The 17,168-nt window shown below is 51.4% G+C and carries 13 protein-coding genes; 11 read left to right on the top strand and 2 right to left on the bottom strand.

All coding sequences use genetic code 11. The features are described from left to right. Positions 1 to 10 precede the first annotated feature (10 nt). On the bottom strand, positions 11 to 616 hold the full coding sequence (locus ACFVVF_RS10025) for an NAD(P)H oxidoreductase (protein ID WP_387807869.1): 606 nt from the start codon (positions 614 to 616) through the stop codon (positions 11 to 13). A 214-nt stretch (positions 617 to 830) separates the two neighbouring features. Here ACFVVF_RS10025 and ACFVVF_RS10020 point away from each other — a divergent pair, with 214 nt between their 5' ends. Continuing rightward, the gene (locus tag ACFVVF_RS10020; protein WP_387807866.1) at positions 831 to 1,187 is read left to right on the top strand and encodes a winged helix-turn-helix transcriptional regulator; all 357 of its coding nucleotides are present in this window, start codon (positions 831 to 833) and stop codon (positions 1,185 to 1,187) included. Positions 1,188 to 1,272: 85 nt separating this feature from the next. On the opposite strand, the gene ACFVVF_RS10015 is transcribed toward ACFVVF_RS10020, so the two are convergent. Then, a complete protein-coding gene (locus ACFVVF_RS10015) occupies positions 1,273 to 2,670 on the bottom strand; it encodes an MFS transporter (RefSeq protein ID WP_387807864.1) in 1,398 nt (465 codons plus the stop codon). Positions 2,671 to 2,782: 112 nt separating this feature from the next. On the opposite strand from ACFVVF_RS10015, the gene ACFVVF_RS10010 reads away from it, so the two are divergent. The 10 genes from ACFVVF_RS10010 (at position 2,783) to ACFVVF_RS09965 (ending at position 17,078) form a co-directional block, all read left to right on the top strand. Next, complete coding sequence (locus ACFVVF_RS10010) at positions 2,783 to 3,670, top strand: LysR family transcriptional regulator (RefSeq protein WP_387807861.1); 888 nt, start codon at positions 2,783 to 2,785, stop codon at positions 3,668 to 3,670. A 125-nt stretch (positions 3,671 to 3,795) separates the two neighbouring features. Beyond that, on the top strand, positions 3,796 to 5,412 hold the full coding sequence (locus ACFVVF_RS10005) for an SWIM zinc finger family protein (protein WP_387807858.1): 1,617 nt from the start codon (positions 3,796 to 3,798) through the stop codon (positions 5,410 to 5,412). Beyond that, a complete protein-coding gene (locus tag ACFVVF_RS10000; RefSeq protein ID WP_483875027.1) occupies positions 5,409 to 8,318 on the top strand; it encodes a DEAD/DEAH box helicase in 2,910 nt (969 codons plus the stop codon). Before ACFVVF_RS10005 ends, ACFVVF_RS10000 begins: the two co-directional genes overlap by 4 nt. Before the next feature lie 7 nt (positions 8,319 to 8,325). Beyond that, positions 8,326 to 8,511 carry a hypothetical protein gene (locus ACFVVF_RS09995; protein ID WP_387807852.1) on the top strand — a complete coding sequence of 62 codons (186 nt, stop codon included), beginning with the start codon at positions 8,326 to 8,328 and terminating at the stop codon, positions 8,509 to 8,511. A gap of 219 nt (positions 8,512 to 8,730) precedes the next feature. Continuing rightward, complete coding sequence (locus ACFVVF_RS09990; protein ID WP_387807849.1) at positions 8,731 to 10,101, top strand: extracellular solute-binding protein; 1,371 nt, start codon at positions 8,731 to 8,733, stop codon at positions 10,099 to 10,101. A 122-nt stretch (positions 10,102 to 10,223) separates the two neighbouring features. Further along, the gene (locus ACFVVF_RS09985; protein WP_387807846.1) at positions 10,224 to 11,105 is read left to right on the top strand and encodes a carbohydrate ABC transporter permease; all 882 of its coding nucleotides are present in this window, start codon (positions 10,224 to 10,226) and stop codon (positions 11,103 to 11,105) included. Beyond that, on the top strand, positions 11,105 to 11,953 hold the full coding sequence (locus tag ACFVVF_RS09980) for a carbohydrate ABC transporter permease (RefSeq protein WP_387807844.1): 849 nt from the start codon (positions 11,105 to 11,107) through the stop codon (positions 11,951 to 11,953). The genes ACFVVF_RS09985 and ACFVVF_RS09980 overlap by 1 nt, the downstream gene beginning before the upstream one ends. Before the next feature lie 28 nt (positions 11,954 to 11,981). Then, positions 11,982 to 13,793, top strand: a complete 1,812-nt coding sequence (locus ACFVVF_RS09975) for a cache domain-containing sensor histidine kinase (protein ID WP_387807841.1) — start codon at positions 11,982 to 11,984, stop codon at positions 13,791 to 13,793. Beyond that, positions 13,790 to 15,418 carry a response regulator transcription factor gene (locus ACFVVF_RS09970; RefSeq protein ID WP_387807838.1) on the top strand — a complete coding sequence of 543 codons (1,629 nt, stop codon included), beginning with the start codon at positions 13,790 to 13,792 and terminating at the stop codon, positions 15,416 to 15,418. Before ACFVVF_RS09975 ends, ACFVVF_RS09970 begins: the two co-directional genes overlap by 4 nt. 43 nt (positions 15,419 to 15,461) lie before the next feature. After that, positions 15,462 to 17,078, top strand: coding sequence for a glycoside hydrolase family 3 protein (locus ACFVVF_RS09965; RefSeq protein ID WP_387807836.1), 1,617 nt, complete (start codon positions 15,462 to 15,464; stop codon positions 17,076 to 17,078). Positions 17,079 to 17,168: the final 90 nt, after the last annotated feature.

Here is a 17,168-nt window from a genome sequence, read left to right as displayed (position 1 = left end):
ATGACAGTTATTAAAATTGCAGTCCCAGACGATAGGCTTCTGCCAGCAGGGCATCGTAATGATGTTTCTCCTTTTCGGAATCATCAGGGAATTTAGCAATAGTCTCGTATAGGTAATGAACCGCCGAATCTTTAACCCCAACGTAACCGGCCAAGTAATTTAAGTGGCGGGTTATCGTAACATCATGCTCGTGTTTCTCGAAATGCGGCTGCGTTCCTCCAACTAGCGAAACCCAGCTTATTTTTTGGACAGGCAGCTTGAACCTTTCACCGGTCACTTCATCTTTCCCATAGGCGAATCCATTATTCCATATCCGGTCGATATAGCCTTTCAGCATGGCCGGTACACCAAACCACCATAACGGGAATACAAAAATAATCGCATCATGGTTCCGGATTCGCTCTATTTCGCGCATCGTTTCAGCAGAATATACTTTATTCGGATTGTCCCAATCCGGCTCATCGGGAGGATATACCAGAGGATTAAAGCCTTCCGCGTATAAATCAGCTACCTCATATTCATGTCCGGCTTCGGCCAATCCTCGTGCCAGTTGCTTCGTGATGCTCCCGGTTAATGAATCTTGCCGGGGATGTGTAACGACTACAAGTATTTTCATCGTATAATTCCTCCTTCTATAAAATGAGTTAAGATGAAGGCTTCGGCTAATAACCGATTAACCTTTAATTTTTTGCTTGAATGCTAGTATGTCGTATTGATGCTAAAATAGGAAGTAGGCACAATATTGTGCTATAGGAACATCAGAGTACTGTATAGACGAAAAGGATATCGTCTTAATTCATAAATTTGCATTGAATGAGGAGGATACTGCAATGGATAAACAAAAGAAATATAGAATTGGCGTTGAGGTTACGCTAGAAGTTATGGGCGGGAAATGGAAAAGCGTAATCCTTTATCATTTGACCACGGGCAAGAAACGGACGAATGAATTAAGAAGTCTCGTGCCAGAAATTACGCAAAGAATGTTAACCAAGCAATTACGGGAACTGGAGCGGGACAAGGTCATTAATCGTTATATGTACAATGAAATTCCTCTGCGGGTAGAATATGAGCTTACTGAATATGGCTGGAGCTTGAAGACGATTTTAGACAACATCTGTGATTGGGGTGAACATCATTTGGAGCATGTCCATGGCAACAAGGATCTGCTTGAGCCATGGGAAGCATAAGGCTTGAACAGAGAATAATCGCCCTCCGTATGGCTATTGAGGCCAAACGGAGGGCGATTGTTATTTTGCAAGACGTGTTCCTCTCTTATTTGTCTACAGCTTTCGGTTCTGACTGCCCGGACTGCTTACGAAGCCAATTCAAGATGACCAAAGACAATGCGATGACCGTGAGGACTGCTCCTAGTCGCTGAAACCCGTTAGCACTAAGTTTATCTCCCATGATAATGCCGAGCAGGAGGGAGGAGAGAATCGTTCCGAAGTATCTCGATGTCATAAATACGCCAGATGCGACACCGATCATTTCTCTGGGAGAGCTGTTGAACAGAGCGGCTTGCATGCCGACACTGTTCAGTCCGTTGCTAATGCCAAATGCAGCTAACGCCAGTATGACACTGATCACTGGAGATGCTTGATTGAAAGTCATGATCCAGATGGACCCCAGCGTCATGAGGATACCAGCCGTGAGCAGTGCTGGCCGAGGGCCCGCTTTATCAATCCATCGTCCAGCTATAGGCGAAGCAACAAGCGAGCATAAACCCAGGCTAAGCATGAGCATTCCGGTGTGGAACTCGCTGACATGACGAACGGTCTGCAAATAAGCTGGAAGCCCGAAAAAGAGCGAGTAATACAGGATGTTAACGAGTATAAATTCGATATTAATCCAAGTCATCGCCGGGTATTTGACGAATGTGCGCAGCGGAATGAACGGTGATGCCGCCCTCCATTCATGTCTGGCGAATGCCGCCAGAGACACGAGACCTAATAAGCCAAGGGCAGCATGTCCGGTTGAGACATGTCCGGATGATTTGGCTGCCAGCACAGCAATGAGCAAACCAACCAGGCCGACGGTGAAGAGCAGTATGCCAGACGCATCAATCAAATGGAGCCAGCTGCGAAGGGACATGCTGCGTGCAAGGGAAGATGCCGGCTTATCCTTCGGTATATTTCGCCAGGCGAACAGAAAGCTTGCCGCTGTGAACGGAATATTCACGAGAAAGATTGCAGGCCAATCCCACCAATGGAGCAGAACCCCGCCGATAAAAGGTCCGATAGCTGCCGCTCCGGATAGAAAGATCGACAAAACGGAGAGCGCAGACGCTTGTTTCTCCGTTACATGGATTCGCACGATCGCCATTCCAACGGCCACCATCATGCTCGTTCCGATGGACTGCATGATGCGGAATACGATAAGCCATCCGAAGCTTGGCGATAAGGGAGCCAGCATGGATGCGGCGAAGGCAACGACCAGCCCGGCAAGGAACAGCTTTCGGCGGCCGAATAAATCACTGGCTTTTCCCATAACGGGCTGGGCAACTGCGCTCGCAATGTAGAACGAGAAGATAATCCAGGAAACAACGGTAAAGTCGAGCTGATATACGGCCTGCAGTCTTGTTATTGCAACAGCAATCATTGAAGAATTTAGAGGATTTAACAGGATTCCGAGTCCAACGGAAATGATCAGCCATCTGCTGCGAACACTCATTTGCGGTTCCTCCCATAACGTAGTAAAGTCATCGTACGCGAAATGAATGATTCATTCCAACGCTTTTTATGCTATGATTTCATTGATTTGAAGGAATGAGCGGAGGTGCGGAATGGAGCTTCTTCAGTTGCAATATTTTCTCGCAGTTGCCAGGCTGGAGCATGTTACGGAGGCAGCACGGAGTCTGCATGTTACGCAATCATCATTAAGCAAAACGATCCAACGTCTGGAGGAGGATCTAGGGGTCCCGCTGTTTGATCGCATAGGGCGAAAGCTGCGCTTAAATACGTACGGAAGCAGCTTTCTCCGCCGGACCGAGAGGGCTTTGTTTGAATTGGAACAGGGGAAGCAGGAGCTTAGCGACTTATCAGGCGCAGAGCATGGAACACTTGAACTGGCGGTCACCGCAGCAAGCACGCTGCCTTCTATTCTCCGCGAGTTTCGGAGGAAGCGGCCTCATATTCAATTTCATGTACAAATGCTGACCACGCAGGAAATGGTCACGCTTCTTCACAGAGGAGAGGTCGATTTCTGCTTGTCCTCACCTGCTGTACAAGGGGAAGATATTGAATGTCAAATTGTGTTCAATGATCCGGTCATGGTCGCGGTTCCGGCTGGACATCGGCTGGCGGAACGAAACAGCGTATCGTTGTCCCAATTGAAAGAGGAAGCTTTTGTCGGCGTGAAGAGAGGCTACGGCACGCGGGATTTAGTGGATAAGGTATGCGAATCAGCCGGCTTCGTCCCGCGATATGTGTATGAGGGAGATGAGCCGGCAAGGCTAAGCACACTAGTCGAAGCGGAAATCGGCATCGCCTTCATTCCAAGCACAGCGAGGAATCCGCGCGAGCAAATTAATTATCTCCAAGTGGAGGATTATGCGCTGGTCCGGGAGATCGCTTTGCTATCGCATAAGAACCGGTACATTTCACGGGCTGCGCTGGAATTCCGCGAGGTCGTGATGGAATACTTTGCGGCGTTATCGGAATCGGAGGCGTAGGCTATATTTTTTTGTAATGAAAACGCAATCAGTTAGAAGGATGCGCCGACAGTCGCGACAAAGACGTTTCTGCATGTGATATAATAGGAAGAATGCAAGGTGTACGGAAGAAAGCAGGTGAACGTATGTCGAATTTCGATCAAAAGCAGCAAGTAACGCTGGAGCAGCACTTCAGCGAGCATCTGTCGGATACCATCATTACCCGAGGCTGGGAATATTACCGCAGCGGTCATGTGAAAAATGTAAAGTTTGCTTCTGACGATACGCTATACGGCACCGTAATCGGATCCGACGTCTATGCGGTCGTTATCGATGCAGGAAAGTTTAGATACAGCACATGCACATGCCCTTACGGCGATTATTGCAAACATATGGCGGCGGTTTTTTTCGCCTATTTGAATGAAGAAGATGCAACCGGCTTTGCGGCGAAAGCGGCTTACCGCCGCTTGATGGGGCTGGATCCGCAAGCCGAGCTGACAACAGCGGCTGCTTTGCTTAACAATAACAAACCGCAGCCGGCAGCTGAACATAACAGCCAGCCGGACGAAGAGGCGAGCCCGGAGGTTTGGCAAAGCTGGATGGAGTCGGTATACGGCGAGGTATGGCGCAATTGCCGTCATTCGCTGCATGCGCTGCAGCCGGTGCTGTCCGCCTTGAAGGGAACTTCAAAGCATTGGGATAAGCCGCTGCAAAGGCTGCACTGGATGAACGTTATTTTGTTTGTCCTGGAGCAAGGAGAACGTGCGATTAAATCGGTCGACACGTTTAGCCGCTACTATCATGAGATGTCCTTTGCGCGCATGGCGGAGCCATGGATCGAGCATTACGGCCAGCTTGTGCTGGAGCTTCAGCCTTCCGTAATGGGTGAACACGAGCGGAAGTGGGCTGACCATGTCGTCCGCTTTACTTACAAACGTGCGCTGAAGCTGGAGCAGCAGCTGTTCGACTGGCCGTTACTTTATCTAACGATTTGCGAGAAGCTCTCGGAGAACCGGCTGTGGAGAGAAGAGGAATTATCGGCACTCAATGATTTCGCAGGGGAAGGTGCCGGCGATTCGGATGAGCCGGTTAATCGTTCATTCATTCATACTGCGTCTGCGATGCTGCATTTTTTCAGCGGCAATGACGAAGGCGCTTTAAGCCATTTTGAGCAAGCTGATTTTCAGCGGGCGCAAAAAATAATCTATCCATGCGCAGCCCAGCGGCTAGGGGAACAGGACTGGGAGCTGTTCAGCCGCTGGATGAGCTTTTTGCATGAAAGAATTTACCCGAACCGGAGCGGCAGAACGATTGGCCCGTTCTTAGCCCTGTGCAGGCGGGCTGACGAAGAGCAGCCTGAGAACGGGAAGTGGACGGCATATATGACGGAGCTTCTTCCTTATTCCTATAGCGAGCTGTCGGAGCATTGGCTGGCTGTCCATAAGTATGAGGAATGGGCGGATTTGCAGCTGCTGCTCGGAATGAAGCCGGATGATCTGGGCATCCAGGATGTGAAGGAAGTGGTGAAGGCTGCGCCTGCGGTCATGCTCCCGCTTTATCACCAATCGGTTGAGGATTGGATTAACACGCGCAACCGGCAAGGGTACCGGATGGCAGTCAAGCATCTGAAGAAGCTGGAACGGCTCTATAAAGCGATTAAAGCCATGGATACATGGAATTTTTATATCACATCAATTGCCAAAAAGCATCAACGGCTTAGAGCCTTTCAGGAGGAGCTGTGGAAAGGAAAGCTGGTGAAATGAAAGCATTCGTTGGAGGTATAATTGTTGACGGTTTCTGGTCGCGGCTGGAGGATGAGCTGCATGGCTCCGTCATGCTGGCAGCTGCCGAACGGCAGGAAAGCGCATTGCGGCTCCGTTCGGTGCTGTTCGCCTGGCATAAAGCTTCCTGGTACGGAACCGAAGTTGAAGAGCTTGAGCATAACGGCCGGAAAATGCTTAAGCTGCCGCCGCTAATCGCTGTTGACTATTTGTCTGCCCCGCAGCATGCAAGACTGCTGCGTGTGGAGTGGAGCGACCGTCTTCAGCGGCTGATGGCGATTGCGTCGCTCATCCGCGAAGCGCTCATTGGCGGTTGGTTTGAGCCTGAATGGAGCCGGTGGTCGGAGCAAAGCCGCGCTTGGCGAATCGCATGGCCGGAAACGGAGCCGGAGCGGGAATCGCAATGGGCGGAGCTCATCGCGGCAGCAGCGGGCTCAGGCGATATTGGGATTGAGCAATGGCTAAGTGATGCCATTGAGCAAATGCTTGCCGGTGGCGGAGAAGCCAGCGAAGCTTGGCGTCAAGTCGGGATCGCGGCTGGCGGAGAGACGATTCTGGAACGGAAATCAGGCGATGAAGAGGATTGGCTGATCGCGATCGGACTGCGGAAGGATTCGCTGCCGTTCAAGACAGCGCTGCAGCTCGTCGAGCCTGGAGAAACTTCATTCTGGCGGCTTCGTCCTGCGCTGCAGGATCGTAACGGCGGCCCGTGGATTCCGATCATCCCAAGCGGTGAGCAATGGCTGGCGGTGCCGGATGCCAATGCCGGATATGAACCGCAGCCTTTGCCGGAGGAATGGCAGCTGCTGCTTTCCCCGAAGCTGGAGAAAGAGCAGGCGAAATGGCTGGCGGCGCTGCCGGATTGGGCCGATGAAGAGAAGCCGGGTGATATTAAGCGGATGCTGAGCGACAATGAGGCTTGGGCGTTCATGGAAAAGGCAAGCATCACCTTGCTGGAAGCCGGCTGTCCGGTTCTGCTGCCTAGCTGGTGGGAAGCGGTCCGCTCCCGCAAGCTGAGGCTGCGGGCGAAGATGAAATCATCGGTCGGTTCCGAGGCGCAGCCGATGTTCGGGCTTGATCAAATCGTGCAATTCGATTGGCGGATGGCGCTCGGCGACGTTGACCTGTCTGAGTCCGAATTTATGCGGCTTGCTGAGGAAAACCGCAGGCTGATGAACATCGGCGGTGAATGGGTGCATCTCGATCCGCATGATGTTGCGCAAATTCGCGATTGGATGAAGCGCGTCGGCAAGCGAAAAGGCCTTTCCTTCCGCGATGTGATGGAAATGCATCTGCTGGGCGGTTCGCCGCTTGGCGATGAGCTGGACGACACGGAGAGCCTGCGGGCTGAAGTTGAGCTGAATGAGCATTTGGCCAAATGGCTGGAGCAGCTTCAGCATACGACGGAAATTCCGCTCGTAGAGAAGCCGGACAGCTTCCTTGGCGAGTTGCGTCCGTACCAGCAGCAAGGCGTATCCTGGATGCTGTTCCTTCGCCGCTTTGGCCTTGGCGGCTGTCTAGCCGATGATATGGGTCTGGGCAAAACGATTCAATTTATGGCGTATTTAACGTATATAAAAGAACAAAAAACGAGCAACGGCAATCCGTCATTGCTCATTTGTCCAACCTCGGTTATCGGCAACTGGCAGAAGGAGCTGGAGAAATTCGCCCCTTCCCTTCGTGTCCATCTGCATTACGGTCCGAAGCGGGATAAAGGGGAGGCGTTCGAGGCTGTTGTTCATGAAGCCGATCTTGTCATTACCTCCTATTCGCTGGCCCAGCTTGACGAGGAGGATTTGCGGCTGGTGGAATGGGACGCGTTATGTCTGGACGAAGCGCAAAACATTAAAAACGTTTATACGAAGCAATCGACGGCTATCCGCAGCTTGCCGGCTTATCACCGCATTGCGTTGACCGGTACGCCAATGGAAAACCGGCTGACGGAGCTGTGGTCGATTTATGACTTCATCAATCCTGGTTATCTGGGCGGCATGGGCGAGTTTCGCAAGGCCGTCGTCGCGCCGATCGAGCGCACGCGGGACGAGGCGATTATCTCGGGCTTGCAGCGCTGGGTGAAGCCGTTCATGCTGCGCCGAGTGAAGAAGGATCCGGCGATTCAGCTGTCGCTGCCGGAGAAAAACGAAGCGAAAACCTATATTGCGTTAACAGCCGAACAGGGCGCCATATACGAAAATATCGTATCGGATCTGCTGGAGAAGCTCGATACGCTTGATGCTATGCAGCGGCGAGGCTTGATTCTCGCTTCGCTGACTCGGCTCAAGCAGCTCTGCAACCACCCGTCGCTTTTGCAGGATGATGGCGCGAAAAACTGGGAGGAGGACCGCTCGAACAAAGTGACCCGGCTATTGGAAATGGCTGAGGAGATCGCTTCGGAAGGCGAGCGCTGTCTGATCTTCACCCAGTTCGTCGAGATGGGCCATCAGCTGAGCCGTCTGCTGGAAGAGCGGATCGGCATTCCTGTTCCTTATTTGCATGGCGGCGTGCCGAAGGCGAAGCGGGATGAAATGATCGACCGCTTCCAGAATCAAGAGGTTCCTGGCTGTGCCTTTGTCTTGTCGCTCAAAGCAGGAGGAACCGGCTTGAATCTTACAGCAGCCAACCATGTCTTCCATTTCGACCGCTGGTGGAATCCGGCTGTGGAGAACCAGGCGACAGACCGCGCCTTCCGGATCGGCCAGACCCGGCAGGTTCAAGTTCATAAATTCATCACGCTTGGTACGCTGGAAGAGCGGATCGACGAAATGATCGAGCGGAAGCAAAACTTGAATGAACAGGTTGTCGGCCAGTCGGAGCAATGGGTAACAGAGCTGTCAACCGATGAGCTGCGTGAGCTGTTCGCGCTTCGGAAAAACTGGTTGAAGGGATGAGGCTGGCATGACGGAACAAAGCTTGAGGGATAAGCTGTCGAAGGTGATGGCGGGACGCTCCGCCCATGCAGAGGCACCGCCCGAACAATTGCCGGAGACGGAATTGCCCCAATCCAGGCAAGATGAAGCGAATGCGGAATGGAAAGCTTTTTACGCCGCGGTTCGAGCCCAAATGTTAAAAATGCGCGAATAATCGCCTATAAAGGAGACTATCGGAGGATATGCTCCATTCCTGTGCAGCCTGCCCGGTAATAATTGCCCGGCAGGCTGTATGTTTTTATCCCCCTTTACAAAAATAATAGAATTGTATCCCTCACTTGTTTTTTTTTCGACCTCCTAGCCGCGAATCAGCAATTCTATAATAAGGGTGCAAGGCAAACAAGCAACATCATTATCGAGGAGGTCTTTACAAATGAAAAAGAGTTTTACAGCAATCGCCATGCTGCTCGTATCGCTCGTGCTCGTTGTCTCCGCTTGTGGTTCGGGCAACGGCGGGAACAACACTCCGCCAGCAGCGACCAATGAAAGCACGAAAGCACCGGAAGCAACGGCTGAGCCAACTCCGGCAGCAAAAGACATAACGCTGTCCCTCCGCCATACACAAATTAAAGAGACAAGCAAAACGCGTCTGGGCATTCTCGAGGACGTCGTAAAGAAAACGCAAGACGAGAACCCGGGCCTGACCTTCAAGCTTGAAGGCATTGACGAAATCGTCAACCGCGATCAAAAGCTGAAAGCGGAAATGACAGCCGGCAATCCTCCTGATATCTTCGAAGTATTCGGCGGTTCTGATCTGAACCTCTATGTAAAAGCAGGCCGCATGCTCGACCTGACTCCTATCCTCGATGAGCTGGGCATTAAAGACAAATTCGCAAGCCTTGACGAATTTACAGTTGACGGCAAAGTATACGGCCTTCCTTTCGGCGGTTACAGCGAAGCGATCTTCTACAACAAAAAAATCTTCTCCGATCTGGGCCTTCAAACGCCAACAACTTGGGAAGAATTGATTGCTGTAGCTGACAAAGTAAAAGCTGCAGGCATCACGCCATTCGCACTTGCTGCGAAAGACGGCTGGGTTAACGGCATGATGTGGAACACGGTTATGGAACGCAACGTAGGTATCGACGCGATCAATAAGCTCGTTACTGGCGAAACGAAATGGACGGATGAAAACTTCGTTAAAGGTTTTGCATCGTATGCAGAACTGGTTAACAAAGACTACTTCACTAAAGGTGCACTGGGTCTTGCTTACGCGGATCAAGGCGCGCAATTCCTGTCCGGCAAAGCTGCAATGGTATTCACAGGCACTTGGGATGCTAACCGCTTCTCCGGTGAAGAAGCAGGCGACCTGAAAGGCCAAATCGGCTACTTTGGCTTCCCGTCCATCGCTGGCGGCGCAGGCGACCAAACTTCCATCAACGCATCGTACTCCAACGGCTTTGGCTTCTCTGCTAACCTTGACGCTGACAAAGTAGCGGCAGTTAAGAAATTTATCGGCAACTTCTACACAGAAGAAGTACAAAAACGTACGCTGGTTGAAGACAAATTGCTGCCTTCGATGAAACTGTCCGACCTGTCCGGCGTTGACCCGCTGACAACTGAAATCTTGACAGTTATGGCTGCAGCTTCCTCTTCGTGGAAAGCTTATGATGCAATCGTACAACCGGCTGTATCGGCTGAAGTTAACGTAGGCATTCAAGAGCTGATCGGTAAAGTAACAACGCCTGAGAAAGTGGCTGCAAAAATTCAAGCGGCTCAAGAGAAAGCTAACGCTGCGCAATAATAAGCAATCATTGATAGCTTGGCATTGCAATCGATCCTGATGGACGAGAGGGTGTCCCACGGGGACACCCTCTTTTTCCTTTCAAATCCCATTGCAGCAGCAAGCAATATGAGGAGGAAATCATGAACAAGGCGCTCAGAAACCCCATTACTTATATAGCGTTCATATTGCCGACGCTCGCGCTTTATGCCCTGTTTTTCGTATATCCGGTTATCGTATCATTCATTTACGGCCTGTATCAGTGGGATGGTATTACTGACAAAGTGTTCATTGGACTGGATAACTTTATCCGCCTATGGTCAGATAAGGTATTTCTCAAATCATTATTAAACAACTTCTATTTCCTGATCTTTTCCTTAGTGGTGAATATTCCGCTCGTCTTCCTTATTTCGATCGTAATCAGTAAGGTAAGCCGTTTGCGTGACTTCTACAAGTCGGCCGTGTTTGTTCCTGTCGTTATTTCTACTGCTACGGTCGCTATACTGTTCGGCGTATTGTACAACTACGACTCCGGTCTGATCAATCAGTTTATTCGTCTGATTTTCCCTGATAGCTGGGCCAGAGAATGGCTCTCCGATCCGAAGCTCGCGATTCTGTCTATTCTAATTGCGAACGCATGGCAGAACGTCGGCTTCTTCATCGTACTTTGCTTAGCCGCAATTCTGAATATTCCGAAAGAAATTGTGGAAGCTGCCAAAATCGACGGTGTGAACGCGTGGAACGAGACATGGACGATTACACTGCCGCTGGTACGCCCAATCCTATTTGTTATGCTGCTCTTGTCAGTATCGGGAACAATGAAAGTACTTGATATCGTTCAAATTATGACGAACGGCGGTCCTTTCCAGTCGACGGAAGTTATGTCCACCTACATGCTGAAAGTCGGCTTCCGCTCTATGGAGCTTGGCTACGGCAGTGCAATTGGCGTGGCGATGTTCTTAATCATTCTCGTGCTTACCTTCATCCTGAATCGCGTGACCAAGCATGAGGAGGTGCAATACTAATGTTGAAATTCCGCAAAGGGCAAGCTGCCAGCCATACCTTCCTATGGGCATATGTATTGTTCACCTTATTCCCGCTCGTATGGCTCTTGATGACTTCTTTCAAGACGAACCGTGAGATTACAGTCAATACATGGGCGTTGCCAACGTCCTTCAACTTCGACAATTATAGAGCAGCATGGGAAACGGCAAAAATCGGGTTTTATGCCTGGAACAGCCTTAAGGTTACGGTCATTGCCTGTCTAGTTACCGTCTTGTTCGCAGCTATGACGTCCTTCGCGCTGTCGCGTATGAAGTTCGGCCGGGCCAATAAACTGGTCTACAACTTTATTATGTTCGGCTTGCTTGTGCCGTCCGGCGCGTTGTTCATTCCGCTCTACCGCTTGATTCAAACGCTGACGACCGACTATGGCATCAAACTTTATGATTCGCATCTTGGACTGATTTTGGTATACTCCACTTATGCATTGCCGATTACGGTCTTTATAATTTATGCCTTTATGTTGTCGATTCCAAATGAACTTGAAGAAGCCGGCATTATGGACGGGCTGAGCGCAACGGGCATCTTCGTCAAAGTCGTTCTCCCTATTTCGATGCCAGCTCTTGTTACCGTTACGATCCTTAGCTTCATCGGCAACTGGAACGAATATATATTATCTCAATTATTCATAACGTCCGAGACGCTTCGCACGCTGCCAACGGGCATGGCCAGCTTTAACGACGGCTACCGTACGAACTTTGCTTCGTTGTCCGCGGCCGTCATTATAAGCATCATTCCGGTTCTGATCGTGTACTTCTTCTTGCAGCGCCAGATTATTGAAGGCATGACGGCAGGAAGCGTCAAGGGCTAACCGCAATTGTGGAAGGGGCCCCATCCAGATGAACTTGAGACCGAAGCTGATGCTTGCTTTTATCCTTCTCATTCTAGTTCCCATGATTGGTCTCGGCATCGTCTCCTTTCTCAACTCGGAGACGCTGCTGGAGAAGAAATACAGCGAGCAGACGGAAATTTCGCTCAAGGCAGTAGGAGGGAATATCAAGTACTTCTTCAAGGAGCTCGAGCAGTTGTCTGACGGCAATCTGACGAGCTCCGAAGTACAGGATACGCTGCAGTACAGTACGCTTCCCCGTGACGACGCCAGTACACAGATCGCCATTAACCAAGCGCAAAAGGAAATGAACCGTATTCTGTTCCAGCATCCAGCGGTCAGCTATGTCGTTCTCTATTCCAATGACGGAACGATGTTTCGTTCGTACCGCAATGATCCGACGACTTTTCGTCCCATTACGCTGGAGCAATTGAAACAGCAGCCGCTCTACTTGGAGACGAAGAAGCTCGGCGGCCGATCCAAATGGATTGGTCCTTATGAGGAACGGCAATTGACAGGCGTTGAGCCGCCATTATTTACGCAAATGAGGCTGGTGAAGGATTACCAGACGTTCTCCGACATCGGTTTAATGATTACGCAGTACAAGACAGAAGAAGTGTATACGATGCTGAACACCTTTCTTAATCCGCATGCGGAAGGCCGTGATTCGCGGTATGTGATCGTGAATCAGGAGGGCCTTATTTTGCTAGATAGCAATAAACAGCTGGAAGGCGAGCAGCTGGCCGATTATACGGAGGGGAATTTGCAGCATACGGACAGCTACTCCAGCTCCAGAATCAAGTTTAATGAAATCGACAGTCTCGTGTCCGCCTACAATCTGGACCAAAGCGGCTGGGTTCTCATTTCGGTCAAACCCTGGAACAGGCTGACGAATGAGAACGTAAGGTTCGTGCAATGGATTGGGATGATTACGGTGCTGTGCGTATTGTCCGCGATATTGTTCAACGTGTTCTTCGTCAATCGGGTCGCGAAGTCGATTATTAAGGTTGTCCGCAAAATGCGTCTTGTCGAGCAAGGCCTCCTTGATATCCGGGTGAAGGCGCAGGGCAAGGACGAGACAGTTCTGCTGGCGAACAGCTTTAACAGCATGGTCGAGCGAATCGGCGAGCTGCTTACGGAGGTGCGAACGGAGCAGGAGCGGAAGCAGCATGCCGAAATGATGCTGATGCAAGCGCAGATCAAGCCGCACTTTCTGTTCAACACGCTGGAATCAATCAATGCGCTGGCGGCTCAGAACGAGGGACGTAAAATTATGATGATGGTGCGCCAGCTAAGCAATTTGCTGCGTACAACGCTTCATGATTCCGAGGAAATTGTCATTAGCCAGGAAGTGGCTCACGTTCAAAGCTATCTGGAAATCCAGAAATACCGGTTTGAAGATTTATTTACGTATGAATTGAATGTGGCTGAAGAAGTGTATGAATATACAATACTAAAGCTGACGCTTCAACCGCTTGTCGAAAACAGCATTCAGCATGGCTTTGAAGGCTTGGATGACGGCAAGGGTGTCATTACAATCGACGTCCGTGCAGAGGCGCATCAAATTGTGTTCTTGATCAGTGACAACGGGGTTGGAATGAGCGAAGCCAACCTGATTAAGTTTGGCGAACGCAGCAATAAATCCGATAAACGCCGAAATGCCGCAGAACTCGGGGAGAGGCGCGGCCTTGGCCTTCGCAACGTCGCGGACCGGCTCCGTATCCAGTACGGTCCGGCCTACGGGATGATGATCTGCAGCGCAGAAGGTTATGGTACCGTCATTCGCTGTACAATTCCGAAAAGCAGGGGTGAACGGTTATGACAGGCAGAGTGCTATTGGTAGACGATGAGCCGCATATTACGCGAAATCTGGAAAAGGTCATTCCCTGGGAGATGCTTGGTCTGACGGTTGGAGGAACGGCAAAAAACGGGATGGAGGCGCTGGAGCTGCTTGAGGCGCAGCCTTTCGACCTTGTGCTTTGTGATATTCGCATGCCGATCATGGATGGACTGGAGCTCGTCAAGCACATTCGGGAGAAGGGCGCTGAATGCGATATTATAATGCTCTCGGGGTATCAGGATTTTGCTTATACCCGTGCTGCCATTCAATATGGCGTACAGGATTATGTGCTTAAGCCGATTCCTTATGATGAGCTTACCGGCGTTATTGCCCGGGTAATGTCCAGCCAGCGGATGAAGCAGAAGCAGCTTACCGAGGAGCGTCAGAAGCTTGGCCGGATGATCGATCTGGCCAGTGAAAAAATATTGTACGATATTCTAATGGACTATACGGAGCTGACCGACAGCAACTGGATGATAGCCGGTGACGAGCAGGCTATCCGGGAACAGCAGTATGCACTCATCGTGCTCGATCTTGACGTCAGCTCCGAGCGGACAAAGGATTGGCGGGAATGGTCGGATAAGGAACGCAAGCTGTGGAACTTTGCAGTATGCAACGTACTGCGGGAGAAGCTGCAGCAGAACGGCTTTCACCATGCCGTCATTCAAATTCGTGACGGGGAATGGTGCGTCCTTATCGAAGTCAATAAATCACAGCCGTATGATCTGGCGCAAATTACCGGATGGGCAGAAATGCTGCTGACCGCAGTGAAAAACCACGTCAAATTGTCATTGTATGCCGGCATTTACCGGGACTATGCTCCGGTTGCATCGTTGTCTCAGGCTTATAAGCTTGTGCAGCAAGGCATGCAGCTGGCGCCTCATCAGGAGACGATTGAGGTCTATCCGAATTGCGAGGCCGGTTCCTCCCTGGAGGATCAGGCATTCTGGGATACATCCGAGAAGCTGATTGGCGCAGTCAAACGCGGAGACACCTCTGTAGTAGACGCGGAGCTGCGGCGAATGACACAGCAGCTTCAGGGGATGAATGAATCTATGATCGGCCGGTTCAAGCCGATGCTTCATTTCTTCGTATTGAATTTGATGCGGGAGATGAAGGAGATGGGCATCTTCTCCCGTGATCAGGAGGAGCTGCTTTGGCGCAAGCTTGACCGCCGCTTTGGGATTAAGGATTTGCTTTCTGTCATTTTGCAAGTAACCCGGGCTGTAGCGGATAAGTCTACGGACAAGAAGAAGCAGTCGGAGAGATCGATGGCGGAAGCGAAGCAATTTCTGGACCGCAACCTGTACCGCGATTTAAGCGTGGAGGAAGCGGCTACTCATGTCGGACTGAGCACCTCCTACTTCAGCCTGCTGTTCAAACAGACCTTTAATGAAACGTTCATTGAATATGTGACGCGGCAGCGGATGGAAAGGGCGAAGGCGATGCTGGCGGACTCTCATAAAAGCGTAGCGCAAATTGCCAAGGAAGTCGGGTATGCGGAGCGGCGTTATTTTACGAAAGTGTTCATGAAATATACCGGGGATAACCCGACCGATTATAGAAGCAAGCATCAGCAGGTGAATGACGGATTGATGGATCGATAGACTCCGGAAAGTGATTCTGGAGAGAAAAGCGGAGGTCATCATAATGGGGAAGCAGCATGATTGGAAAAACTGGACGCTTAGAGAGAAGGTTGGTCAGCTGTTCGTCTTCGGATTTCATGGGCATGAGCCCAGCGACGGAATCCGTCATCTTATCGAAACCTATGGCATCGGAGGGACGATTTATTTCTCCCGCAACGTACAAACGGCTAAGCAAGTACATGGACTGTCGCACTCGCTTATGCAGCTTGCTCAGCAAGCAGGCAAGCCGAATTTGCTTGTCGCAATCGATCAGGAAGGCGGCATGGTCGCCCGTCTAGTAGACGGAGTTACACTGATGCCTGGCAACATGGCGCTGGGAGCGGCAGGCTCTACGGAAGGAGCGGGCGAGACTGCTCGCGTATGCGGTGAGGAGCTGCGGCTTCTCGGCGTGAACATGAATTATGCCCCTTGCCTGGACGTCAACAACAACCCGGACAATCCTGTTATTAATGTCCGTTCCTATAGCGACCGGTCCCATGTCGTCGCCGAGCTTGGCACGGCCGCTATGCTGGGCTATCAAGCTGCTCGTGTGGCGGCGACGGTGAAGCATTTTCCAGGCCATGGCGATACGGCTGTCGATTCCCATCACGCGCTGCCAGTTATTCCGCATGGCCGGGACCGGCTGGACGCGATTGAGCTGAAGCCTTTCCGCGCTGCCATTGCGGCAGGCACAGCTGCCATTATGACCGCACATGTCGTGCTGCCGGCGTTAGAGCCGTCCGGCAAGCCGTCTACGCTTTCACATAGCGTATTGACTGGTTTGCTGCGGGAGGAGCTTGGTTACCACGGCATTATCGTGACAGACTGTCTGGAGATGGATGCCATCGACCGGTTTTACGGCCCGGAGAAAGGTGCGGTTGAAGCCATTTCAGCAGGTGCGGATATGGTGCTTGTCAGCCATACGTTCGAGAAGCAGGTAGCGGCGCTGGAGGCCGTTGTCGCCGCTGTAGAGAACGGCACTCTGTCTGAGGAGCGGATCGAGCAATCGTTGGCCCGCGTTATGAAGCTTAAGCAGGAGCTCGTTGTCGATGAGCCGTTGGCAGCATGGGAGCAAGCGGCCGAGGGCTTAGCGACAGAGGCCAATCGGGCGGTAGCGGTGAAATGGAGCGAAGCTTCGGCAACGCTTGTCAAAAACGAAGGCGGCCTGCTGCCATTGAAACGAGGCGCAAGCACGCTAGTGCTCTGGCCGGACATTAAGCCGGTATCGGTCGCAGATGAAATTTTGTCTAGTGACGGTACCTTAGGCACCTATTTGCAGGGCCGGCTGGACCGCTTGACGGAGCGGAGCATGAGCAGCAGCGATCCGCTGGCCGATCTGGATGCATTCGAGCAAATCGTTGTCGTGACCTATGACGCGACCAAGCATGATCTGGAAGCGCGCATTGCACAGGAAGTCGTTGCCCGTGCAGGCGAGAAGACAGTGGCGGTATCGGTGCGCAATCCGCTCGACTTAAACGTCTATCCGCAAGTTCCAGCTTATGTGGCTGTCTATGAATGCCGTCCGCTGGCGCTTGCATCGGCAGCGAAGGTGTTGACCGGAGAATTGAAGCCGGCTGGGAAGCTGCCTTTGGAGCTGTCGGCAGCGTATCCCTTCGGCTGGAGTGCAGTTAGTGAAGAATAAGCTGCCATGAACAGTTAGAGTTACAAGCTCACCCCTAGAGTATACCTTTTCGAGCAACACGGAGGGTATCCTTTAGGGGTGTTTTTCATG

Source organism: Paenibacillus sp. NPDC058174 (assembly GCF_042883865.1).
In the GTDB taxonomy this organism is placed as follows: Bacteria; Bacillota; Bacilli; order Paenibacillales; family Paenibacillaceae; genus Pristimantibacillus.
The sequence above is the reverse complement of the archived record's forward strand: the minus strand, read 5'-3'. Positions and strand labels throughout refer to the sequence as shown.